Origin of the sequence: Afifella sp. IM 167 (genome assembly GCF_020144925.1) — a bacterium.
Taxonomy (GTDB): Bacteria; Pseudomonadota; Alphaproteobacteria; order Rhizobiales; family Afifellaceae; genus Afifella.
The window spans coordinates 16,042-38,952 of record NZ_NSLC01000013.1; the positions used below are offsets into that span (position 1 = coordinate 16,042).

Genomic DNA, 22,911 nt, shown 5'->3' on the forward strand with positions numbered 1-22,911 from the left:
GCCGCTCCCGTCTGCCTCAGACGGGCTGGAAGCTCAGCGGATTGCCGCTGGCACCGCTGCCCGGATCGCCAGCATGCCGCCGCTTCTTCTCCTCGTAGAGCCTGTGATCGGCCTGCGCGAACAATTCGTCGAAACTGACACCGTCGTCGGGTGCGGTCGCCGTGCCGATGCTCGCCGTCACCGGCCGGCTGACGCGCTCGACCTGCAGCGCCGCGATGCGCCCGGCGATCCGCTCCGAAAGCGCCCCCGCTTCCCGCCCGTCGAGACCCGAACAGCAGACCACGAACTCGTCGCCACCGTAGCGGATGAGCCGGTCCTCCTTGCGCAGGACGCTCTGCATCGCCGCCGCCACCTGGCGCAGCACCTCGTCGCCCGCCGCATGGCCGAAATCGTCGTTGATGCTCTTGAACCGGTCGATGTCGACCACGAGAAGCGAGAAGGGCCGCTGCTGCCGGCCGAACAGGCTCGAGCTGCGGTCCTCCTCCAGCGGCAGGCGGCTGCGGTCATACGCGCCTGTGAGCTTGTCACGCCCGACGCTCTGCAGAAGGTCCTCGTACTTTTCGCGGTAGGTGAGGAGGTCGAAGATGTCGGAAATCCGCTGGGGACGCGGAATGGTGAGCGGAGCGCGCTCCACATAGCGCAGATAACCCCAGACAAGCACACCATAGCAGCACGCCGCGACCATCTTGGCGGCCCAGCCGCCGACGAGCACCTCCACCGGGGCCCCGATGACAAGGTGCAACGCGAGCCAGAAGCCGACCTGGTCGAAACTGAGGATGACCATGGCGGCGATGCACAGACGAAGCGCCTGGAAGCGCCTGAGCCACGGTCCAAGCCTCTCGTAGAGCAGAATGATGAGGATGCTGTCGACGTAGAGGAGCAGCGTCCCCCACACCATCAGCCCGCCCATCTCGTCCATGAAGGAGTAGTCGGGCACGCGCCCGGCGGTGATGGAAACGAAATGGGCGCGCGCCATGAAGACGAGGGCGACGGTGAGGAAATTGCCGATCAGAAGTCCGTAGATCGGCTGCCGCACCGTCTGCGCGTCCTCCCGGATATAGAGGAGGAGCAGCATGACGAGTTTGCCCGAGAACAGGATCGTGGATCCCGGGGAGATCGCCGAACCCATGAAGAAGGGGATATAGAGGATCGCCGCGAGATAGGTCTCGAGGAAATGCATCACGCCGAGGGCGCAGAAGAAAATGCCAATGCCGAGGCGGTGGCGAAGCCGGAAAAGCCCGGCCATCACGGTGAAGTAGAGCAGAAGCTCGAGCACGAGCAGCAGCGCGTTCGTCAGTTGCACGGGCGCGCTCCCATGCCGGCCATTCTCATGACGGTGCCGGGAGCCAGCGCTCCCTCTCGACTTCACGACGCATATGAAATCCGCCTTGCCCCATTCCGGTGGGCTTTATCGCCAAACTTGGTCCACATACCAAGAGCTTGAACGCTGAAAATTGAGGCATGCGGACCGAGAAAGCGACGCCGGGGCGCGGCCGTGGACCGCATGTGGTGCGCGGGTAGTGCCTGCAAGCTTCCGGCCCATTCTTGGCCGGCAAACATTCCCGCAAGGATGCTTCCCCTGGCCCGCCTTCGTTCAAGGCCCTTCCGGACCCAAACCGGCTTGGCCGTCGCTCCGAATGTAGGCGCTCCGTCGGAGGGCCTCGCAGCCGGAAAGGCAACCGCATTCCATCGCCCGCCGCTGGTCGGGATCGGCGAGAAGGGATCCGCGAAACGGCCAGGTCCCGCCGCTTATCCCCGGCAGCAACGGCACGGTCGGTCCGAGGGCCGAGATCGCAAACCGTCACGCCTGCCCGGAGGCGCGCAGGCGCGTCCGGGCGGCTGTCTCTGACGAATGCCCTATCGAGGCAGGCTCTGCGCGTAGGTGAGGACGCTGACCGCGTCCTCGATGGTGAAGGCCCGCAGCGAGATCATTTCGTGCCCCGGATTGCCGTTGCGGATCTTATGCAGCACCTCCCACGGATTGCCGTTCGCCTCCGTGCCGACATGCGCGTGCGCGGTCCCCTCGCCCCAGTCCAGCGCGGTGCCGTCGTAGCCGTGGCACGCCGCACAGATATTCTGGAATATCTCCTTGCCGCGCTGGGGATCGCCCAGGGCGCGCCCGCTCGCTTTGTCGATGAGGGCATCGGCCTCGTGCTGGCCGCGGCTCAGGAAGCGGGCGAGCCAGAGCGCCTCGCCGTCTGAGATCATCGCCTCCGAATAACGGTGGCGCTCGTCGCGCAGGATGGTCGCGATCTCCTCCAGCGCCCTGCCCTCGGCCGTGCGCACGCCGCCGACGCCCGTGCGGTAGTCATCGCTGCCGTGCTGCCCGTCCGCCCCGAGATAGTCCCATCCGTGGCAGGCCGAGCAGCGCCAGGTCACGTCGCCGGCCTTCTGCGTGTTGGACGAAGGCCACCCCGGATGCGTCTCCTCCGGCGCGTCGCGGTTCAGCGCCATCCACCAATTGTCGTAGATGCGCCCGCCGATGGAGATCAGCCACGTTTCGCTCGGCTCGGCTGGCCGCCCGAAGATATAGTTGTCGTGCATGGCCTCGCTGGCATCGTGCGCGTGGCCCTCTTCCTGCGCCAGTGCCGGCTCGCCCTCGTCCTGATGCTGTTCACCGGAAGGCGTTTCATCCGCCCCCGCAAGCTCCGGCCCAAGCAACGCCGCAAGGCCGATCGCGCCGCCCGCCAGGGCGGCGGCGAGAGCCGGCCTCCACCCCGCATCGGACGGAGCGCCCTTTGTTCTCACCGTCATGTCTAAGCCCCCCTAGACTTGGCCATTGCGGCCTTTTGACACTATTGAGACAAAAATATTTCATATGTCAATAATATTATTATCATTAACCTGTTAATATTCAATATTACTTCACTAAACACTGTGTATTATCAAGTATAAGTATGAAATACCTAGCGATCGCACTTCGGAGCACCGCGGTCCAAAGCCAACGCAGATACGAAAAAGCCCGGCCGCAGGGGCCGGGCTCGTGATCTCGAAAGGGTGCAGCCCGTTCTAGTCGAGCGACTTGACGATCTCTTCGGTCATCTTCTTGGCATCGCCGAAGAGCATCATCGTCTTGTCGAGGAAGAACAGCTCGTTCTGGATGCCGGCATAGCCGGACGACATGGAGCGCTTCACGAAGAGCACCGTGCCGGCCTTGTCGACGTCCAGGATCGGCATGCCGTAGATCGGCGACTGCGGATCGTCGCGCGCCGCCGGATTGGTCACGTCGTTGGCCCCGATGACATAGGCGACGTCGGCCTGCGCGAACTCAGAGTTGATGTCCTCCAGCTCGAAGACCTCGTCATAGGGCACGTTCGCCTCGGCCAGGAGCACGTTCATGTGCCCCGGCATGCGTCCCGCCACCGGGTGGATGGCGTACTTCACTTCGACGCCGTTCTTCTTCAGCATGTTGGCCATCTCGTGCAGCGCATGCTGCGCCTGCGCCACGGCCATGCCGTAGCCCGGCACGATGATGACCTTGGAGGCGTTCTTCATCAGGAAGGCCGCATCCTCGGCTGAGCCCTGCTTCACCGGCCGGTCGTCGTCGCCGCCCGCCGCTGCCGTCGTCTCGCCGCCGAAGCCGCCGAGGATGACGGAGATGAAGGACCGGTTCATCCCCTTGCACATGATGTAGGAGAGGATGGCGCCCGAGGAGCCGACCAACGCGCCCGTGATGATGAGCGCGGTATTGCCCAGCGTGAAGCCGATGCCCGCCGCCGCCCAGCCCGAATAGGAGTTGAGCATCGACACCACCACCGGCATGTCGGCGCCGCCGATCGGGACGATAATGAGAACGCCGAGCGCCAGACTGACCAGCGTGATCAGCCAGAAGGCGGCATGCGCCTCGCTCGCCGTGAACACGATGATGAGGATGAGGAGAGCCGCGGCAAGGCCGATATTGATGGCATGCCGGGCCGGCAGCATGATCGGCTTGCCGCTCATGCGCCCGTCGAGTTTCAGGAAGGCGATGATCGAACCGGTAAAGGTCACCGCGCCGATCGCCACGCCGAGCGACATCTCGATGAGGCTCGCCCCGTGGATATCGCTGACGGTGCCGATCCCGAAGGCTTCCGGCGCATAGAGCGCCGCTGCCGCCACGAGAACGGCGGCCAGGCCCACCAGCGAATGGAAGGCGGCGACGAGCTGCGGCATCGCCGTCATGGCGATGCGCTTGGCGATCAACGCGCCGATGCCGCCACCAATACCGATGGCGAGAATGATCAGGCCCCAGGAGCCGAAGCCGGAAGGCGGATGCCCGATCAGCGTCGTCAGCACGGCGATGACCATGCCGGCCATGCCGAACTGGTTGCCCTGGCGGCTCGTTTCGGGATGCGAAAGCCCCCTCAGCGCCAGAATGAACAGGACGCCGGAGACGAGATAGAGAAAGGCGGTGAGGCTGGCCGACATCAGACGCGCGCCCCCTCAGCAGCGGCCGCAGCCGCTGCGCTGTTCGGCAGAAGGCTCATCCTATTTCTCTTTCCGCTTGTACATCGACAGCATGCGATGCGTGACGAGGAAGCCGCCGAAGATGTTGATGCTGGCAAGGATGACCGCGAAGAAGCCGAACCAGCGCGCAACGCCGGTTCCCTCGCCCACGAGATCGACGCCGACGGCAAGGAGCGCGCCGACGATGATGACCGAGGAGATCGCGTTCGTCACCGACATCAGCGGCGTGTGCAGCGCCGGCGTCACCGACCAGACGACATAGTAGCCGACGAAGATCGCCAGCACGAAGATCGACAGGCGGAAGACGAAGGGATCGATCACGCCGCCGGAGGCCGCATGGGCGACGGCGCCCGCGGCATCGCCGCCCTCGCCGCCGAGCGCGTTGAGGGCCTGTGAGGCCGCTTCCCTGGCCGCCTCGGCGGCGGAGCGCGCCTGCTCGACGGCCTGTCTGACGGTTTCGTCCGCCATCTTATGCTCCCTTTTCCTCTGCGGGCGTTTCGGCCGGAGCCGGCGCGCCGCCAAACTGCGGGTGCGCCAGGGCACCGCCATGGGTGAGAAGCGTCGCCGCCACGATCTGGTCTTCGCGGTTCGGCTTGAAGCTCTTCGTCTCCTTGTCGATCATCGGCTCGACGAAGGCGTAGATGTTGCGGGCAAGCAGCGCCGATGCGGATGCCGCGATCTGGCCGGCCATGTTGACGATGCCGATCAGGGTGACGTTGTCCTTCACCACCGAGGTGTCGGCTTCCACGCCCTCCACGTTGCCGCCGCGCTCCACCGCGAGGTCGACGACGACGGAGCCGTCCTTCATCGACTTCACCATCTCCGCATCGACGAGCTTCGGCGCCGGCCGGCCGGGGATCAGGGCCGTGGTAATGACGATGTCCTGCTTGGCGATGTGCTCGCGCACCAGATCGGCCTGCTTGGCCCGGTACTCCGCCGACATTTCCTTGGCGTAGCCGCCGGCCGTCTCGGCCGCCTTGAACTCTTCGTCCTCGACGGCGACGAACTTGCCGCCGAGCGACTCGACCTGCTCCTTCGCCGCGGGCCGGACGTCGGTCGCGGTGACGACGGCGCCGAGACGCTTGGCCGTCGCGATCGCCTGCAGGCCGGCCACGCCGGCGCCCATGACGAAGACGCGGGCGGCCGGCACGGTACCGGCGGCGGTCATCATCATTGGGAAGGCGCGTCCATAGGCCTCCGCGGCCTCGATCACGGCGCGGTAGCCGGCAAGGTTCGCCTGCGAGGAAAGCACGTCCATCGACTGCGCGCGGGTGATGCGCGGGATGAGCTCCAGCGAGAAAGCCGAAAGGCCCGCATCGGCGAGCTTCTTCAGCTCGTCCTCGTTGCCGTAGGGATCCATGAGCGCCACGACGGCAGCCCCGCTCGGCACGCCGCTGAGATCTTCCGGCCGGCGCACGGCCAGCACGATATCGGCGCCGTTCAGCGCAGCCTCGCGGTTCGCCGAAATTTCGGCGCCGGCTTCCTTATAGGCTTCGTCGGAGATGGAAGAGCGCGCGCCCGCGCCCGATTCCACGGCGACCTGTGCGCCGAGGCCGGAGAATTTCTTTACCGTTTCGGGAGTTGCCGCGACCCGCGGTTCATCTCCCCTCGGCTCCTTGAGGACTGCGATACGCATTTTGTGGGTGCCTGCTCAGACGGCAATCAGGAAGAAGAGGAGCGTCACGGCGAAAGAAAAGATCGCCGGCTTCCAGTTGCCGCGCATGAAAAGGCCCATCATGAGCGTCGTCAGCGTCAGCGCCAGGGCGATCGAGCCGAGCCACAGAGCGCCGGCAAGCCCGAAGATCGCGATGATCATGACGATCGACACCACATGGATGATGCCGAGAATGGTGAGCGACAGGAAGGTGTCGTAAGTCTTTTCGTGCTGCTCGAAATCGGTTGCAGCACCTTCCAGGGTGGTCGCCTTTTCAGCCATCAATCAAGCCCTTGCGTCTATTGGCGGGACGTCTTGGTCGCGCCTTTACCACGCCGGTTCCAATGAGGGCAACGCCACCCCGGCCCCGAAATGCCGCATGCGGCCCGAAAATGGCCGCATGCGGAAGGGCTGTGCGGGGGCTCAGCCGACCCGGTTGAGGGTAAAGGAGGCGCCGGGCTGGCTGCAGCTCATGCTGGAAGGCGTGACCAGCGTGCATGTCGCCGCGCGCTGCTGGTTGGTGGCGATCGAATACCAGCTGATTTCCACGGTCGAGGGGCCGGTCATCTGATAGCTGCCGTTGGCGAGCTGCGCCCCGGTCTGCGCGTCGGCCGTGGTCATGGAGCCGCGGCGGAAGGTCGAGACGAAGACGCCGTCGCTGGAAGCCCAGCGGCCTTCCACGGGCGAAGCGATCTCTCTCCCGCCTCCGCCGGTCTGGCAGCCGGCAAGGAATGCGGTTCCGGCGAGGAGGGCGGCGGCGACGATCTTTCCTGACTTCACAATGAGTCTCCGGTTTCAAATACGCGTTGCTGCATTAATGCCGCTTGTCGCGATTCGATCCGAATTCTTGCGCGGGCAGTCCCGCGGCCTTGATCGCGCTCGCCTGCCGCTCCGCCACCTGCTGATAGTCGAACCCCTCGATCTCCTCGTTGAACAGGCGATAGAAGTTCATCTCGGCCCGCAGATGCAGGAAGACGCCGCCGAGCCCGATCGCCGCACGATCCATGAAAACGAATTCGCGCGGCACCGTCACCGGCCCCTTTTCCTTCAGCGCCTGATGCACGCGGTAGGCCTCGCCCCGCCCGTACTGCGCCGGAGAGACTCCGTCGGCGATTGCCCGCACCCGGTCCTCTAGGAGCGGGCCGTAGATGAAGCGCGCCCAGATGTTGAGGATGTCGATCAGCTCGTTGGAAAGGCCCCGGAAGCCCCAGGTCTCATAGGCGGCGACGATGCGCGCCCGGTCGTCTTCCTGCAGGCCGCGATAAAGCTCGATCACCCCCTCCACGAAACCCGGCGGGAAGATGCGCACGCAGCCGTAATCGAGAAGGTTGATGCCGCCCGGCCGGCCGTCTTCCTCGAAGACGGTGTAGTTGCCGAGATGCGGATCGCCATGGATGACGGCGAAATGGCTGAACGGGTGCCACCACGCCCGGAACATCGCCGAGGCGATGAAATTGCGCTCCTCCAGCGAATGGTCCTTGTAGGCAAGAAGCCGCTCGCCCTGAAGCCAGTTCATGGTGAGCAGGCGCCGCGTGGAAAGCTCCGGCCTGAGCTCGGGGACCCGCACCCGCGGTTCATCGGCGAGGATCGCGCCATAGAGTGCCATATGCCCGGCCTCGCGCTCGTAATCGAGCTCCTCGCGCACCCTTGCGGCGATCTCCTCGGCCATTTCGCGCGTGTCGATCGCCGGATCCATGCGCCGGTGCAGCGCGAAGATCATCCCGAGCTGCCCGAGATCGGCCTCCACCGCGCTCGCCATCTCCGGATATTGCAGCTTGCAGGCAAGCAGCGTGCCGTCCTCGGCCCTTGCCCGGTGCACCTGGCCGAGCGAGGCGGCCGCGGCCGGCTCGTGCTCGAATTCGGCGAAGCGCTTCTGCCAGCCGGCGCCGAGCTCGGCGGTCATGCGCCGCTTGACGAAGGCCCAGCCCATCGGCGGCGCATCCGACTGCAGCTGCGCCAGTTCGGCGGTGTATTCGGGCGGCAGCACGTCGGGGATGGTGGCAAGAAGCTGCGCCACCTTCATGATCGGGCCCTTCAGGCCGCCGAGGGCGCGCGCGAGATCGGCCGCGTTGCGGCTTCGGTCGATCTCCACGCCGAAGGCGCGCGAGCCGATCATCTTGGCGGCGATGCCACCGACGCCGGCGCCGACGCGCGCATAGCGCGCCGCACGGCCGGAAAAGCGGTTGCGCTCCTCGTCCCGGTCCCGCACGGGCTCGCTTGCGCGAATGCGCGGATCGTTCGGGGTGTCGCGCGGCGGATCAGCAGGCATGTTCGAATTCCGGTTGTCTGGCACCGCCTAGATAGGGCGCCCGGCCGCCGGCTTCACCTGCCGATTGTCTCTCAGCCGAAGCTCTTGGACAGAACGAAGGAAAGCACGAAGCCGAAAGCGGTGATGACGCCGGCATAATCGTGGTCTTCCGCGAAGGCTTCCGGGATCATCGTGTCGACCAGCATCGCCAGGATCGCCCCCGCGCCAACCGCGCTCGCGATGGCGAGCCAGATCGGGGAAAGATGCGAGAAGAGCCCGTAGCCGGCGATGGCGGCGATCCCCGTCACGCAGACGAGCCCGCCCCAGATCGCAAAGATGCGGCCGGCCGAATGCCCGGCGCTCCGCATCGAGGAGGCGCCCGACAGACCTTCGGGAAGGTTCGACAGGAAGACGGCGATGACGGTGACGATGCTGACCGTGCCGCCTTCCAGCATGCCGAGCCCGATGACGATGGATTCGGGAATGCCGTCCATCAGCGCGCCGACGGCGAGCGCCGCGCCCTGGCTCTCCTCGGCGGCGGCGGCCCTGCGCGTATCGCGGCCGCGCTGACGGGCGCCGACGGCGGAGAGAAGACGGTTGGCCAGCGTGAAGAAGACGGCGCCCGCCATGAAGCCGGCGGCGACATGCAGGACGCCCGCCCGCTGAAAGGCCTCGTCGAGAAGCTCGAAGGCGAGCGCGGAAATGAGGACGCCGGCGCCGAAGGCGAGCGCCCCGGCGATGAGGCGCTGGGGAAGGCGAAGGAAATAGCCCGCCAGCGCGCCGAGGAGGAGGCCGCTGCCGGCAGCAGCGCCCCATAAGCCGGCAAAGAGCAAGGTCATCGCAAAGGCGGGGACGGAAAAGCCATCGCCGAGGACTGGCGCAAACGGCGCGCCCGCGCAAGCGCGGCCCGCCGCCCGCGGCGGGATCGGCCTCAGCGCGACCTTTTTGGCGGCGCCCTATGTGGCGCGGGGCGATCTCGTACCGGTGCTGTCCGACTTCGCCGTTGAGCGGCACAAAATCACCGCGCTCTGGCCGGAAAGCCGCCGTGCCAATCCGGCCGTGCGCGCCTTCCTGACCCGCTTGCAAGAGGTTTTCCAGGAACGGATGAAAGCAGCCGGCGCATCGCTCTGAGCGCGCCGCAGGTCGCACCGGCTGAAGCTGTCATGCCCGGCAGAGGCACCTCTCAAGAGGTACCCCGGCAGGCGCCTCCAGACGCCATCCCAAAAAAGCGAAAGGGCCGCCAGATTGGCGGCCCTCCGCGAGAAGCGGGCGGTTGAATGCCCTTTTTGAATCAATCGATTCACGCGTCTCACGAAACCGGCAGAGGCTGCCCCACCGTCACGTGATCGGCAGGCAATTCCCGCCATCCATTCTCACTCGACACTGGATCACCTCCTTTCGAATTGTTGATAACGATTCGAATTTTGGAGCCTGTCGGACGAAAATCAAGCACAAAAATCGGCCGCGCCAAAAAATGCGCCACGGCCCGCGCCGACGCTGCGTCAACAGGCGCGTCAGGCACCCGATACGCTCAGGCCGCCTCCACTTCCTCCAGCTCGTCGATCAGCCCCTCGATCACCGACAGGCCCTTCATCCAGAAGGCGGGATCGGAAGCGTCGAGGCCGAACGGGGCGAGAAGCTCCTGATGGCGCTTCGTGCCGCCGGCCTTCAGCATGTCGAAATAGCGCTCCTGGAAGCCGCTCTCGGCGCCGAGATAGACGGCGTAGAGCGAGTTCACCAGGCAGTCCCCGAAGGCATAGGCGTAGACGTAGAACGGCGCGTGGATGAAGTGGGGGATGTAGGTCCAGAAGACGTCGTAGCCCTCGCCGAGCCGGATCGAGGGGCCGAGGCTTTCCTCCTGCACCTTCATCCAGATCTCTCCGAGGCGCTCGGACGTCACCTCGCCCTCGCGCCGCTCCGAATGCACGTGCCGCTCGAAAAGGTAGAAGGAGATCTGCCGCACCACGGTGTTGATCATGTCCTCCACCTTGCCGGCGAGCAGCACTTTCCGCTCCTTCGCCGACGGCGCGGCGTCGAGGATGGAGCGGAAGGTCAGCATTTCGCCGAAGACACTGGCCGTCTCCGCAAGCGTCAGCGGTGTCTGTGCCATCAAGAGCCCCTGCGGGCCGGCCAGAACCTGGTGCACGCCGTGGCCGAGCTCGTGGGCGAGCGTCATCACGTCCCGCTGCTTGCCCTGATAGTTGAGCAGCACGTAGGGGTGGACACTCGGCACCGTCGGATGGGCAAACGCGCCCGGCGACTTGCCGGGCCGGGTCGGCGCGTCGATCCAGTTCCTGTCGAAGAAGCGGCCGGCGATCTCCGCCATGCGCGGATCGAAACCGGCATAGGCGTCGAGCACCGTCTTCTTCGCCTCCTCCCAGCCGACCGTACGCTTCACCGTGTCGGGAAGCGGCGCGTTGCGGTCCCAGTAGTCGAGCTTGTCCTTGCCGAGCCAGCCGGCCTTCATGGCGTAGTAGCGGTGCGAGATGCGCGGATAGGCGTCGGCGACGGCCTGGACGAGCGCGTCGACCACCTCGGGCTCGACGCGGTTGGCAAGATGACGCGAGGCCGAAACGTCGACGAAACCGCGCCAGGAATCGGAGATCGCCTTGTCCTTGGCCAGCACGTTGGTGATCAGCGTGAAGGTCCGCAGATGCGCGCGAAACGTCTTCGACAGCGCCTCCGCCGCCTCCTTGCGCTTGGCCTCGTCATGATCGGTGAGGTGGTTGAGCGTCGGCTCGATCGGCAATTCCTCGCCGCCGATGCGGAAGCGAAGGCTCGACATCGTCTCGTTGAAGAGGCGGTTCCAGGCGCCGCGTCCCGTCAGCGACTTTTCGTGGAAGAGCCGCTCCAGATCGTCGGAGAGCTGGTAGGGCCGCTCCTCGCGCAGCTCGTCGAGCCACGGCCTGAAATGGGCAAGCGCCGGGCTTTCCAGCGCCTTGTCGAGCACCGCGTCGTCGATGCGGTTGAGCTCCAGAGGAAAGAACAGGAGCTTGGTGGAAACGCCCGTGAGGCGGTCCTGCAGGTCGCTGTGGAACTTGGCGCGCTTCGGATCGGAGGTGTCGCCGGAATAGACGAGGCTGGAAAAGCTCATCAGCCGGCCGATCGTTTCCTCGATCGTCTCGAATTCCGAAATCAGCGCCGCCAGCCTGTCGCCGCCGTCCGCAGCTGCCGCGATGTCGGCGAGCTTTCCCTTGTTGGCGCTCTCGAAAGCCGCCGCCGCCTCGCCGGCCCAGGCAATGTCCTCCGCGATCTGCGGCGCGTCCATCGCGGGATAAAGGTCCGAAAGGTCCCATTCCGGCAGGCTGCCGAGCACCTCAGGCACCGCCTCCGCCCTCTCCTCGGCGAGACTCCGGCCTGGCTCGACCTGCGAAGGAACGTGATCTGTCGGCATATGCCATCTCCTCATTCATCTCTTGGGCTCCCCGCGGGAGAGCTCCGCCCCATTCATCTGGCGATTTTCGTCCTCTGGGCAACCGGCACCCCATTGGATCGCGTCTTTTGCGACGTACGGTCCCATTTGGGCCACATGGGTAACAGGGTCTTAACCGGACATGGTGCAGCTTGGAGCGGAATGAGACGCTTCCCGGTAAAGCGACGCTGATGCCTGCACGCATTCTTCTCGTCGACGACGATCCGATCACGCTTCGCCTCCTGGCGAACATGGTCCATCATTTCGGCCACCTGCCCGAGGTCGTGTCCGGGGGCGAGGCCGCCCTCGAACGGCTCGCCGACACCACCTCCAGCCGCATCGACGTCATGGTCCTCGACCTCGTCATGCCCGACACGGACGGCATGACGGTTCTGGAGCGCGTGCGCCAGATGCCGGCCCCGCCGGCCATCATCGTCCAGACGGCGCAGGGCGGCATCGACACCGCCGTTTCGGCGATGCGCGCCGGCGCCTTCGACTTCATCGTCAAGCCGGCCTCGCCCGAGCGCCTCGGCGTCGCCATCGCCAATGCGCTCAAGCTGACGGCGCTGACGGGCGAGGTGGAACGCCTGCGCAACGGCCGCGAGGACGTCGTCGGCTTTACCGACCTCGCCGCCGACGCCCCGGTCATGGCCCGCACCGTCGACCTTGCCCGCCGCGCGGCCCGCTCGGCGATCCCGATCCTCCTGGAAGGCGATCCCGGCACCGGCAAGGAATGGCTGGCACGCGCGATCCACGGCGAAAGCCCGCGCCGGGCACGGCCCTTCGTCATCTTCAATTGCGGCGCGATGCCCCCCGAAGCCGTCGAGGACGCCCTCTTCGGCACGCCCGCCCGCCCGGGCAGCCCGGCGACCCGCGGCCGCCTGCAGGAGGCGCAGGGCGGCACGCTTCTCCTGAAGCAGATCGCCGATCTTCCCGCCGGGGCGCAGGCGCGCCTCGCCGCCATCATGGAGGACGGCACCCTTTCGACCGGCGCACAGGACAAGTCCCAAAGGGCCGATTTCCGCCTGCTCGCGACGACCTCGCGCCGCCTTGTCGACCGTGTCGCCGAGGGCGGCTTCCGCGAGGACCTCTTCTACCGCCTCAACGTCTTCCCGATCTGGCTGCCGCCGCTGCGCGAGCGCCCGGAGGATATCGCCCCGCTCGCCCAGGCCTTCCTGACACGCTTTGCGGCCGAGGAAGGGCGCTCACGCCTGAAAGGCCTCTCGCAGGAAGCCGAAGCGCTGCTCCTCGCATTTGCCTGGCCGGGCAACATCCGCCAGCTGGAAAATGCCATCTACCGGGCGGTCATTCTCTGCGAGGGCGAGCTTCTGCGCCCCTGGGATTTCCCCCAGGTCCAGACCGCGCTCGACGCCGGCGCCATCTCGGCGCTGGTGAAGGCCTGGCAGAACGAGGCCGAGGAAACCGTCCTGGCCGAGCGCCTCGCCGGAATCTCCGGCGCCGCTCCGGCGTTACGCCTGCCGCTACAGGATGTTGCCGCGGCGCATCACGGGCGCAGCGAAACGCTTCGCCACCTCCCGCCCCGCGCTGACAAAGAATCGCCGTCACTCTATGGTTCGGTGCAACTCGTCGATCGGGACGGAGAACTTCGCCCGCTCGCAACGCTCGAAGAGGCGGCGATACGGTTCGCCGTCGGTCATTACGGTGGCCGGATGAGCGAGGTGGCGCGCCGCCTCGGGATCGGCCGTTCGACCTTGTACCGAAAGTTGAAAGAGTACGGCATTGCAGAGGCCGATGCGGCCTGAAGCCGGAAACCATACGCGGCAACCCCTGCTCGGGCAGGGCGGAGACACGGCATGACACTGAAGAAGAAGACGGTTTTCCTGGCGTTGCTGGCGGCGGGCTCCTTTCTGGCGGCGCCCGCTCTTGCCGCTCCGGCAGCGACCGTGCCGTCACGCACGCCCATTACCCTCGCCAATGTCGTGGAAGAGAGCGCCGCGGCCTCCGAGGTCGCCGGGCCGGTCATTTCGCTCGGCGCCTCCGAGATCAGGGCAGAACTCGGCCATCACCGCAGCTTTTCAGGCGATCGCGAGAAGAAGGTTTTCTCGCAGATCCGCGCCTTCTACGAGGCGCGCCACTTCGAGCCGGCATGGCTGCGCGACGGCCGGCCGACCCGCCAGGCCGAGGCACTCCTGGAGCGCATGCGGGAAGCGGCGAAGGACGGGCTCGACCCGGCCGCCTATTCGGACGCGAAGCTGCCTGCCGCACGTCTTGAGGAACTGACGGAGATCGCCAGCGACGACGTCGCCTTCTCCGAGGCCGCCGCGCGTTTCATCACCCATCTTTCCGTCGGCCGCATCAACCCCTCGAGCGTCGCGCCGAAGGACATCTTCCTGAAGCCGGAACTGCCGGACATCTCCGCCGCGCTGGCCGATCTGGCCGGCACCGACGATACGGCCGTCTCGGTGACGCGCTACGAGCCCCCGCAGCGCCAGTACGCTGTCCTCAAGCGCCACCTGGCGGAGCTGCGCGCCGAGGACGACGGCAAGCCGATGCCGCGCATCGAGCCGGGCAAGACGCTGAAGCCCGGGGTGAACGACGAGCGCGTGCGCGTGCTGCGCCAGCGCCTCGGCATGCAGGCGCCCGAGATGCGCGATCCGGAGCTGAGGCCCTATCTCGATCGCGCCGATCTCGACAGCTACGATGCCGACGTTGCCGCGGCCGTCGAGGCCTTCCAGCGGGCCAACGGGCTGACCGTGGACGGCATGGTCGGACCGCAGACGCTCGCCGCCCTCAACGGGGCACGCCGCGAGGAGCGCATCGCCGCCCTCGCCATCAACATGGAGCGCTGGCGCTGGGAGCCGCGCGACCTCGGGCGCTTCTACGTCTTCGTCAACGTCCCCGAATTCATGGTCCGCGTCTATCGCGACGGCCGCACGCTCTACGAGACGCGCGTCGTCGTCGGCCAGCCCTCGAACCGCACGCCGGTCTTCTCCGACGAGATGGACCACATCATCGTCAATCCGTACTGGAACGTGCCGAATTCGATCGTCTCCAAGGAGATGCTGCCGCAGATCCGGCAGGATCCCTACGGCTACTTCGCCTCCACGGGCTACCAGCTCCTCGCCGATATTCGCGGCAAGACCTATTACCTCGATCCGACGCGCATCGACTGGTACTCGATCGACACCAAGCTCCTGCGCGTGCGCCAGCCGCCGGGAGCGAGCAACGCGCTCGGGCGCATCAAGTTCATGTTCCCGAACCGGCATGCCGTCTATTTGCACGACACGCCGTCCAAGAGCCTCTTCCAGCGGACCTCGCGCGCCTATTCGCATGGCTGCGTGCGCGTCCAGGATCCGCTCGACTTCGCCGACGCGGTCCTGTCGGAAGACAGCCAGTGGAATTCGCAGAAGCTGAAGAAGATGTTCGGCGGCCAGGAGACGCAGGTGAACCTGTCGAAGAGACTGCCGGTGCACCTTGCGTATTTCACGCTGGTGCCGCAGCCGGACGGCTCGCTTTTGACCGTGCCAGACGTCTACGGCTACGATGCGCGCATGAAGGAGATGCTGAATTTGTAAACCAAGGACGGCCGTGGGCAAAAAAGTGGCGTTCCAGTCGCATTTTCGCCACAGCTTTCCTTTTGGTAATGCGCAGTTAAGCAGGGTGCGCGACACTGGCACCTTCCGCTTGCTGGGGTATGGGGAAGGGGCAAATCCCCGAAACAGAAGGCACTTTCGCTTGCTGGTATCGGCCGGGTTCAAACTCTCGCGCCTGCGTGGCTCCTTGGCGCGCACGGCTCTCGCTCTCGCCCTCGTCCTGGGCGCCTCGGATGCGTCTCTGGCGCGATCCGGCGACAGGACCCTCAAGCTCTATTTCGGTCACACGGGCGAGCACGGCACCTTCACGTTCCGCAAGAACGGTCGCTACGACCGCAGCGAGCTGAAGCGCCTCAACCATTTCCTGCGCGACTGGCGCAAGAACGAGCCGACGGACATGGATCCGCGGCTCTTCGATCTCGTCTGGGAAGTCTACCAGGAGACGGGCGCCACCGGCGAGATCAACGTCGTCTCCGCCTTCCGCTCGCTGAAGACCAACAATATGCTGCGCAGCCGCTCCTCGGGCGTCGCCAAGCATAGCCAGCACACGCTCGGCAAGGCGATGGACTTCTATATCCCGGGCGTGCCGCTGAAGAAGCTGCGCGAGACGGCGCTGAAGCTTCAGGTCGGCGGCGTCGGCTTTTATCCGACCTCCGGCTCGCCCTTCGTCCATCTCGATGTCGGCAGCGTCCGCCACTGGCCGCGCATGACGCGCCAGCAGCTCATCGCCCTCTTCCCGGACGGCAAGACCCTTCACATTCCCTCCGACGGAAAGCCGCTCGCCGGCTACCAGACGGTCCTCGCCAAGTACGGACGCGGCGGCAGGAAGGACACGCTGGGCACGGTCGCCTTTGCCGATGCCAGCGGCTCGGGTCGCCGCGAGAAGGGCACGGTCGTCGCCTGGCTGAACAACGTCTTCAGCGACGGCGACGAGGACGAGGGTTCCGCGCCTGAGCGCACGGCTCCCGCCCGGACCGCGCCGGCTCAGGCCGCGCCCGTCCAGACGGCCGAAGAGGCGCCGCAGCTTCCGGTTCCCGCCGCGCGCGCCACGGTCCTTGCCTCCGCCGAACCCGCCGGACCCGTGGACCTTGTCGCTCCGGCGCTCCTGCCGCGTGCAGCCCCCGCCGAGCTGCGCGCCAGCGAAGTCTCCACGATCGAGGTCGCCGCGGCCGAAAGCCCCTCCCTCGATCCTTCCGACGCGCTCGGCCTGATGGCCTATGCCGGCCTGCCACACGCAAGGCCGCAGGGGTTCGTGCTCGCTTCGGCCGAACCGGACCTGCCGCTCGAGGCGGGCAAGCTCACCGCCCTTTACGAGCGCGCGCTCGCCGAAGCCGATCCCGCCACCGCAGGGCCGACCGAACGCGGCGCCATTGCGGGTCTCGTCCTTGCAAGCGCGGTCGGCACCGCACCCGCCGCCCCCATGCCGCGCACGGTCGACACGCCGCGCGCAGTCGACACTCCGCGCGCAGTCGACACCCCGGGCACGATCGACACCCAGCAGCCGCTCATCACCGCCGCGATGGCGGATGGGGAAACGGCTACCCCGGAAGATCCCTTCCAGGCCATCGAGGCGGCCGCAGGCCCGGCCGGGGCCAAGAGCGCCCGCCGGCCGGAGACGCCCGGCGGCACGCTCGCCTACGCCACGCCCAATGCGCGGCCCGAACCCCAGGATCGCCTGCGGCTCGCACAGGCGGCGGGGAACGGCACGGCACGCTTCGCGCCGCTCAGTCTCGCCGCGGCCATCGCCCAGGATTCGGGCGAGACCGATACCACCGGCGCCCGCCCGCGCCTCGTCACCCAGCGGCCGGATGCCGGCTCCCTGTCCCGTCTCATGGGCAAGGACACGACCCGCACCTTCATCTTCGCCTTGCTCAAGGCGCCGCGGCCGAACGGGGCGGCGGAGTTCTTCGCCATCCCCGTGAGCGAGAGCGCGGCCCGCGCCGTCGCCGCGCCGCAGCCGCTGCGCACGGACCGCTTCGCGGCGCGCGACGACTTCGCCGCGCTCGGCGGGCCGGACCAGGTGCATCTCCTGATCGCCTCGCTGCACTGACCTCCAGTAAGCCAGGTTCGATGGAAAACGGCCGCCCCACGGGGCGGCCGTTTTTCCTTCTGCGCCGGGTTCCGGCGGATCCCTGAAGGTGAGGCCCGATCTGGCGAGCCGCTTTCCGGCGCAGCCGCGCCGGATCAGCCGACGGTCAGGACGCGGCTCCGGCGGGCAGCCGAAGCTCCCCGCAACACCGTCCCGTTCAGCTCGCCCGGGCGATCGGGCGCTTGAGCGCCTTCGTCGGCAAGCTTTCACCGCGCCGGAAAGCCAGCTGGCGAACGAGGTTGCCGATCGCCGTTTCGGAAAAGCGCGTCTTGGTCATCGCGGCCTGCACCCTCCGGCAGAGCTCTTCGCCCGGATCTGAGGCCGAGAAAACGACGACGGCGGTTTCCGAAGGGATGGAATCGAGAAGGTCCTCGCCCTGCCCGTCCGGCAACTGCAGATCGAGGATGACGAGATCGAAGCTCCGCCTTGCAAGCTCGCGGCGGGCCTCCTGCATCGACCTTGCCGGAATGACGCGCACCTCCGGGCCAAGCTCGGCCGACATGACCTTCAGGAGGCTGTCGTCATCTTCCACATGCAGGATCTGGGGCCTGCGCTGCGGCAGCTTGTCGGCGATGGCGGCGGCCGCACGGCGCAGGCCGATCCCGTCGATCGGCCGGTCGAGCCAGGCGACGATCCCGACGGCCGAGCCGTTGAGGGCCTGCCGCGCTTCAACGAGATCGGCCGACATCAGGATGAGCGGCGTGCCGTCCCGGCTTGTCCGGGCGCAGAGCTCCTTCATCAGGAAGAGCCACTTCTGCTCGCGCAGGTCGACGTCGACGACGACGGCGAGATACTCCTTTTCGGCAAGCTCGGCGCCCGCTGCCTTAAGGTCCGGCGCGACTTCGGCAAGCACGCCGTGGTCGCGCAGATGCTGGCTGATGACCACCGCCATCTCCTCGTCGTCCTCGCAGATGAGGACGGGGCCCACCATGGAATCGGCCTCCTCCGCCTCGTTTGACTGGACTGCGGAGTGCTCGTGCTCGCGAAGGTCGATATGGAAGGCGGTCTCCACATCCGGGCGGCTTTCGAAGGAGACGGCCCCGCCGAGGCGCTCCACGATCGCCTTGACGATGTTGAGCCCGAGCCCGGTTCCCGATTGGCCGCGCGTGGCGGAGGAATCGGCCTGCTCGAACCGGCGGAAGATGCGGTCGCGGAAGCCGGGCGGCACGCCCGGGCCGTGGTCGATGACGGAGATGCGCAGGCCGCCGCCGGCGAGGAGTTGCTGGTGGACGAGCACCTCCTCGCCCTGGGGCGAATACTTGATGGCGTTGGACAGGAGATTGGCGAGCACCTGGTGCAGCCTGTCGGCATCCGCCATCACCATGGCCTCCGGCGCCTCGTTGACGAAGCGGATGGAGACGTCCTTCTCCGGCAGGTAGCTGCGGCTCGCCTCCACCGCGTGCTTGACGACGATTTCGGGCGCCATCGGCACCAGCTCGAAGGACATGCGGCCGGATTCGATCTTCTCGATGTCGAGGATGTCGTTGATCAGCCGCACCAGCCGTTCCGCGTTGGAATGGGCGATCTTGATGAGCGGCGTGACGCTGGGTGGCAGTTCGCCCGCAGCGCCGCCCGTGACGAGGCCGAGCGCGCCGCGGATCGAGGTGAGCGGGGTGCGCAGCTCGTGGCTGACGGTGGAGATGAAGTCGTTCTTCATCTGCTCCACGCGCTTGCGCTCGGTGATGTCGAAGAGGAGACCGTCCCAGATAACGCCGCCATGGGGATCGATCCGCGGCTTGGCGGAGATCCGCACCCAGATGGGCGCGCCGGCGGCGACGCTGAGCTCGACCTCCGTGGACCACGGGCTCATGTCGTGGGCGGAATCGGCCAGACGCGCGCTGAGGCTGGCGATGTCGTCGGCGGAAAGGAAGCGCGTGACGGAACTCGGGTCTTTGATCAGATCCTCGCCCTTAATGCCGAGGACGCGCCGGGTGCCCGCCGAAAGATAGGTGAAGCGCGCCGCGCCCGGCCGCAATTCCTTCAGCTGGAAGAGCACCGCCGGCGCGTTGTCGACCACCGCCTCGAGCAGGGCACGGCTTTCCTGATAGGCGCCCATCGCCCAGCGGCGCTGCGCCTCGCCCATGAAGACGAGCCCGAGCAGGACGATGGAGACGAAGTTCACCGGCCCGACGAGGACGGCGATCAGGAAGAGCGTCTGCGCCGGAAGCGCCGGCAGGAGAACGAGGCTCATCAGCGGCAGGAAGCCGACGATGACGGCAAGGACGAGGAGCGAGCGAATCCCGAGAACCCCGCCCTGATGCCGCTGCAGCCAGAGCCACAGCCCCGACGAGGCGAGAGCGACGATAAGGATGCTGAAGAGGCCGGCGATCATGCCGGAGCCGCCGTAGAAGGCGCGCATCGCCCCCAGGATCGCGGCGGTGATGGCGGCGCTGACCGGCCCGCCGATCACCGCCGACAGCGCCAGGACCACATTGCGCGCGTCGATGACCACGCCCGCCACCGGCGATACCGGCGAGGCCATGCTGACGAGGCCGGTGACGCCGAAGATGAGCCCGCAGGCGAGCCCCCTCAGCCAGAAGGATTTGTCGAGACGGGATCCGATGAAGGTGATCGAAAGGACGGCCAGAATGACCACCGCTGCACTTTCGATCAAGTCGATGACGAGAAGCATCTGCGCTGCCAACCTCTCCGCGCTCTGACAAGTCGTTCCGGTTGCATGCGTCGAAACGCATTCGCCCGGCCTGGACCACAGTTGAGCGTTGAGGTGGTTTCTGCGGCGTTAAGTTTTCAACCTGAAAGCGCAAAGGCAAATGCCGCCCCGCCTGCGGCGGAGCGGCTGGAAAATGCGTGGCGTGGCTCGCGGCCGGCGAAGCTCAGGCGGCCTCGTCCTCGTCGATGGAAGGCGCCATGCCGAGGGCGTGCATGTAGAGATCGAGCAGCGCTTCCTGCTCCTGCCGCTCGGCGCTGTCCTGCTTGCGCAGCCGAATCACCTGGCGCATCACCTTGGTGTCGAAGCCGGTACCCTTGGCCTCGGCATAGACATCGCGGATGTCCTCCGAGAGGGCCTTCTTCTCTTCCTCCAGCCGCTCGATCCTCTCGATGAAGGCGCGCAGTTGCCCGGCGGCGACCCCGCCCGGTCCGGTGCCTTGCTCGGCCATGTCGTTCTCCCCAATCTCGTGAAGTAAGAAGCCCTGCCCCCGCAGCGCCGGCGGGTCAACGTCCCGCCGCGTTGTTCCACGTTTTCCACGCCGTCCCGCCGCCTCGGCGGACCGGCCCCCACCCGCTCAGTGCTGGTGGTTCTTTTCCATCTCGGCCAGTTGCTGCGGGCTCGCCTCGGTCTGGTAGAGGCTCTTCCACTCGTCATACGGCATGCCGTAGACGACCTGGCGCGCTTCCGGCTTGCTGAGCGCAACGCCCCGCGCCTCCGCCTCCTCCTGATACCAGTTGGAAAGGCAGTTCCGGCAGAAGCCGGCGAGATTCATGAGGTCGATGTTCTGCACGTCGGTCCGCGCCCGCAAATGCTCCAGCAGCCGGCGGAAGGCGGCGGCTTCCAGTTCGGTCGTCAGCTTCTCGTTCTCGTCCATGGCCTGCTCCCTCAAGGCGCGTCGTCGGAATGTGAGCCGTACTGGCGCATCTCGTAGAGCGCCTCGTCCTTCAGCACCTCGCGCAGGATCGCCTCGAGCCTCTCGGCCCATTCCGCCACGCCCGCCGGGCGGGCGATGAGGTCGTTGCGGACTTCAATCAGCGCATGGGCAAGGCCGCGCTGGGTGCCGTGCCGATTGAGCGTATCGCCCAGGAGCGCCCCCGTATAGGGCTCGTTGTCGCCCACCCGCAGCCCGTGTTCGGCGCGCAGGAGGTCGAGGAGCGGCAGGGCAAGCCGCGGATCCTTGTCCCAGAGGATGCCCGCATGCCAGGGCCGGCGCATGCCCTTCCAGACGGGCGTGAAGGAATGGACCGAGAAGATGACCGGAGGCCGGCCGGCCTCGACCATGGCGTCGATCGTCTCCTCTACCGTCCGGTGATAGGGCCGGTAGAAGCGATCGAGCCGGCGCTCCCGCTCGGCCGCGTCGACGCCGCGATTGCCCGGCACCAGCGCGCCGTCGGAAATCCGCATGATGAGGGTCGGATCGTCCTCGCCCCGGTTCGGATCGATGATGAGGCGCGAGAACTGGGTGAGGATGGCGGGCGCGTCGAGCCGCTCCGCAAGCTCTTCCGTCAGGGGACCGACGCCGATGTCGTAGGCGATATGGCGCTCCAGCTCGGCCTGCGGCATGCCGAGCTCGGCATATTCCGGCGGTATCTTCCGGGTGGCGTGGTCGCACAGGATCAGCAGGCCGCCGGACAGGTTGCCCGACAGGCTGACAAAGGCTTCTTCTGGCGCGGCCCCTTTACCGGCGCGCGCGACGTTTGAATCCGTCATCGTGATGAGGCGAAACGCTTTCGCAAGGGGAGCGGCCCGTGATAGGGCCGATCCACCCTACATAGACCCGCGCGGCCTTCCCGCCAAGGCGCGGCGGAGACGAGATTGGCCCTTTCGAGCGAGGACAGACAGGCGAAGGCCGCGGCCGATCTGGTGCCGCTTTCCGCCCTCGTCCTCGGCGCCGTGGCCATGGGCGCTTCCCCGGTCTTCGTGCGCCTCGCCGAGGTCGGCCCGATGACCAGCGCCTTCTGGCGCGTCGCCCTCGCCCTGCCCTTCCTCTGGCTCTGGTCGTGGCTGGAGGCGCGCCGCCTGCCGCCGCAGGCGCCGCTGAAGGAGATCTTCTGGCCCGTCGCGCTCGCCGGGCTCTTTTTCGCCGGCGACCTCACCTTCTGGCATCTGGCGATCCTTCATACGAGCGTGGCCAACGCCACCTTCATGGCAACGCTCGCGCCGGTCTGGGTGGCTCTCGGCTCCGGGCTCTTCCTGGGCGAGGCGGTGGGACGCCAACTCGTCTTCGGCCTTCTCCTGTGCCTTGTCGGCGGCGGCTTCCTCCTCGGCGACAGCCTCTCGGCCCAGCCCGAACACCTGCTCGGCGATTTCTACGGCCTCGTCACCTCGCTCTTCTTCGGCGCCTATTTCCTCGCCGTGCGCAAGGCCCGGCGCGGAGCGGGCGGCGGCCGGACCCTCTTCCTCTCCTCCATCGTCACGGCGCTCTTCCTCGGCCTTCAGGCCCTCGCCATGGAAACCCAGCTCTGGCCGGCGGGCCTCGGCGGCGTCGCCGCGCTGTTCGCCCTCGCCATCGTCAGCCATTCCGGCGGTCAGGGCCTGCTTGCCCTGGCGCTCGGCCACCTGCCCGCCGCCTTCTCCTCGCTCGTCATCTTCCTGGAAGGCGTCGCGGCGGCAGCTCTCGGCTGGCTCGTTCTTTCCGAATCGATCGGCCTTCTGCAGGCGATCGGCGCGGCCGCCATCTTCGCCGGCATCGCCATTGCCCGCCCGCGCAACCCTCGGCCCGTCCCCGCAGCTCTTTGAGCGCCGGAATCCTTCGGGCCCGGCATCGTTGACAAGCCGGGGCGCTCTCGCGCAAAAGCGCGGTGGGGCAGCCAGAAGCAGACAAAGGTCGAGACGAC

At 66.9% G+C, this 22,911-nt stretch carries 18 protein-coding genes and 1 pseudogene; 5 read left to right on the top strand and 14 right to left on the bottom strand.

Features of this window, described 5'->3' with window-relative positions; genetic code table 11:
• Nucleotides 1–16 precede the first annotated feature (16 nt).
• From CLD20_RS18890 to CLD20_RS18930, 9 genes are all read right to left on the bottom strand, one after another.
• The gene (locus CLD20_RS18890; RefSeq protein WP_224408229.1) at nt 17–1,303 is read right to left on the bottom strand and encodes a GGDEF domain-containing protein; all 1,287 of its coding nucleotides are present in this window, start codon (nt 1,301–1,303) and stop codon (nt 17–19) included.
• Between the two features lie 554 nt (nt 1,304–1,857).
• Nucleotides 1,858–2,754, bottom strand: a complete 897-nt coding sequence (locus CLD20_RS18895; RefSeq protein ID WP_224408230.1) for a c-type cytochrome — start codon at nt 2,752–2,754, stop codon at nt 1,858–1,860.
• A 255-nt stretch (nt 2,755–3,009) separates the two neighbouring features.
• Complete coding sequence (locus tag CLD20_RS18900; protein ID WP_224408231.1) at nt 3,010–4,407, bottom strand: NAD(P)(+) transhydrogenase (Re/Si-specific) subunit beta; 1,398 nt, start codon at nt 4,405–4,407, stop codon at nt 3,010–3,012.
• Between the two features lie 60 nt (nt 4,408–4,467).
• Nucleotides 4,468–4,914 carry an NAD(P) transhydrogenase subunit alpha gene (locus tag CLD20_RS18905; RefSeq protein WP_224408232.1) on the bottom strand — a complete coding sequence of 149 codons (447 nt, stop codon included), beginning with the start codon at nt 4,912–4,914 and terminating at the stop codon, nt 4,468–4,470.
• Nucleotide 4,915: 1 nt separating this feature from the next.
• Complete coding sequence (locus CLD20_RS18910; RefSeq protein WP_224408233.1) at nt 4,916–6,082, bottom strand: Re/Si-specific NAD(P)(+) transhydrogenase subunit alpha; 1,167 nt, start codon at nt 6,080–6,082, stop codon at nt 4,916–4,918.
• Nucleotides 6,083–6,097: 15 nt separating this feature from the next.
• Complete coding sequence (locus CLD20_RS18915) at nt 6,098–6,382, bottom strand: aa3-type cytochrome c oxidase subunit IV (protein WP_224408234.1); 285 nt, start codon at nt 6,380–6,382, stop codon at nt 6,098–6,100.
• A 141-nt stretch (nt 6,383–6,523) separates the two neighbouring features.
• Entirely contained in the window at nt 6,524–6,880 is a 357-nt protein-coding gene (locus CLD20_RS18920; protein ID WP_224408235.1) for a hypothetical protein, read from the bottom strand.
• A 34-nt stretch (nt 6,881–6,914) separates the two neighbouring features.
• Nucleotides 6,915–8,369, bottom strand: a complete 1,455-nt coding sequence (locus CLD20_RS18925) for an AarF/ABC1/UbiB kinase family protein (RefSeq protein WP_224408236.1) — start codon at nt 8,367–8,369, stop codon at nt 6,915–6,917.
• Nucleotides 8,370–8,440: 71 nt separating this feature from the next.
• Nucleotides 8,441–9,187: a ZIP family metal transporter gene (locus tag CLD20_RS18930; protein WP_224408237.1), complete on the bottom strand. Its 747-nt coding sequence runs from the start codon at nt 9,185–9,187 to the stop codon at nt 8,441–8,443.
• 70 nt (nt 9,188–9,257) lie between these two features.
• Between CLD20_RS18930 and CLD20_RS18935 the strand changes: the two are divergent.
• Nucleotides 9,258–9,479, top strand: a pseudogene (locus tag CLD20_RS18935) (LysR substrate-binding domain-containing protein); the annotation flags it as partial.
• Between the two features lie 400 nt (nt 9,480–9,879).
• Here the strand turns inward: CLD20_RS18935 and CLD20_RS18940 are convergent.
• Nucleotides 9,880–11,742, bottom strand: coding sequence for a M3 family oligoendopeptidase (locus CLD20_RS18940; RefSeq protein ID WP_224408238.1), 1,863 nt, complete (start codon nt 11,740–11,742; stop codon nt 9,880–9,882).
• A gap of 209 nt (nt 11,743–11,951) precedes the next feature.
• Between CLD20_RS18940 and CLD20_RS18945 the strand changes: the two genes are divergently transcribed.
• The 3 genes from CLD20_RS18945 (at nt 11,952) to CLD20_RS18955 (ending at nt 17,364) form a co-directional block, all read left to right on the top strand.
• On the top strand, nt 11,952–13,523 hold the full coding sequence (locus tag CLD20_RS18945; RefSeq protein WP_224408239.1) for a sigma-54 dependent transcriptional regulator: 1,572 nt from the start codon (nt 11,952–11,954) through the stop codon (nt 13,521–13,523).
• A 51-nt stretch (nt 13,524–13,574) separates the two neighbouring features.
• Nucleotides 13,575–15,296 carry a murein L,D-transpeptidase gene (locus CLD20_RS18950; protein ID WP_224408240.1) on the top strand — a complete coding sequence of 574 codons (1,722 nt, stop codon included), beginning with the start codon at nt 13,575–13,577 and terminating at the stop codon, nt 15,294–15,296.
• Nucleotides 15,297–15,501: 205 nt separating this feature from the next.
• Nucleotides 15,502–17,364 carry a DUF882 domain-containing protein gene (locus tag CLD20_RS18955; RefSeq protein ID WP_224408241.1) on the top strand — a complete coding sequence of 621 codons (1,863 nt, stop codon included), beginning with the start codon at nt 15,502–15,504 and terminating at the stop codon, nt 17,362–17,364.
• Nucleotides 17,365–17,560: 196 nt separating this feature from the next.
• On the opposite strand, the gene CLD20_RS18960 is transcribed toward CLD20_RS18955, so the two are convergent.
• From CLD20_RS18960 to CLD20_RS18975, 4 genes are all read right to left on the bottom strand, one after another.
• A complete protein-coding gene (locus tag CLD20_RS18960) occupies nt 17,561–20,047 on the bottom strand; it encodes an ATP-binding protein (protein ID WP_224408242.1) in 2,487 nt (828 codons plus the stop codon).
• Nucleotides 20,048–20,237: 190 nt separating this feature from the next.
• Nucleotides 20,238–20,522, bottom strand: a complete 285-nt coding sequence (locus tag CLD20_RS18965) for a DUF2312 domain-containing protein (RefSeq protein ID WP_224408243.1) — start codon at nt 20,520–20,522, stop codon at nt 20,238–20,240.
• A gap of 126 nt (nt 20,523–20,648) precedes the next feature.
• Complete coding sequence (locus CLD20_RS18970; RefSeq protein ID WP_224408244.1) at nt 20,649–20,948, bottom strand: DUF1244 domain-containing protein; 300 nt, start codon at nt 20,946–20,948, stop codon at nt 20,649–20,651.
• Between the two features lie 11 nt (nt 20,949–20,959).
• Nucleotides 20,960–21,784, bottom strand: coding sequence for an N-formylglutamate amidohydrolase (locus CLD20_RS18975; RefSeq protein ID WP_224408245.1), 825 nt, complete (start codon nt 21,782–21,784; stop codon nt 20,960–20,962).
• Nucleotides 21,785–21,889: 105 nt separating this feature from the next.
• On the opposite strand from CLD20_RS18975, the gene CLD20_RS18980 reads away from it, so the two are divergent.
• The gene (locus CLD20_RS18980) at nt 21,890–22,813 is read left to right on the top strand and encodes a DMT family transporter (protein WP_224408246.1); all 924 of its coding nucleotides are present in this window, start codon (nt 21,890–21,892) and stop codon (nt 22,811–22,813) included.
• Nucleotides 22,814–22,911 lie beyond the last annotated feature (98 nt).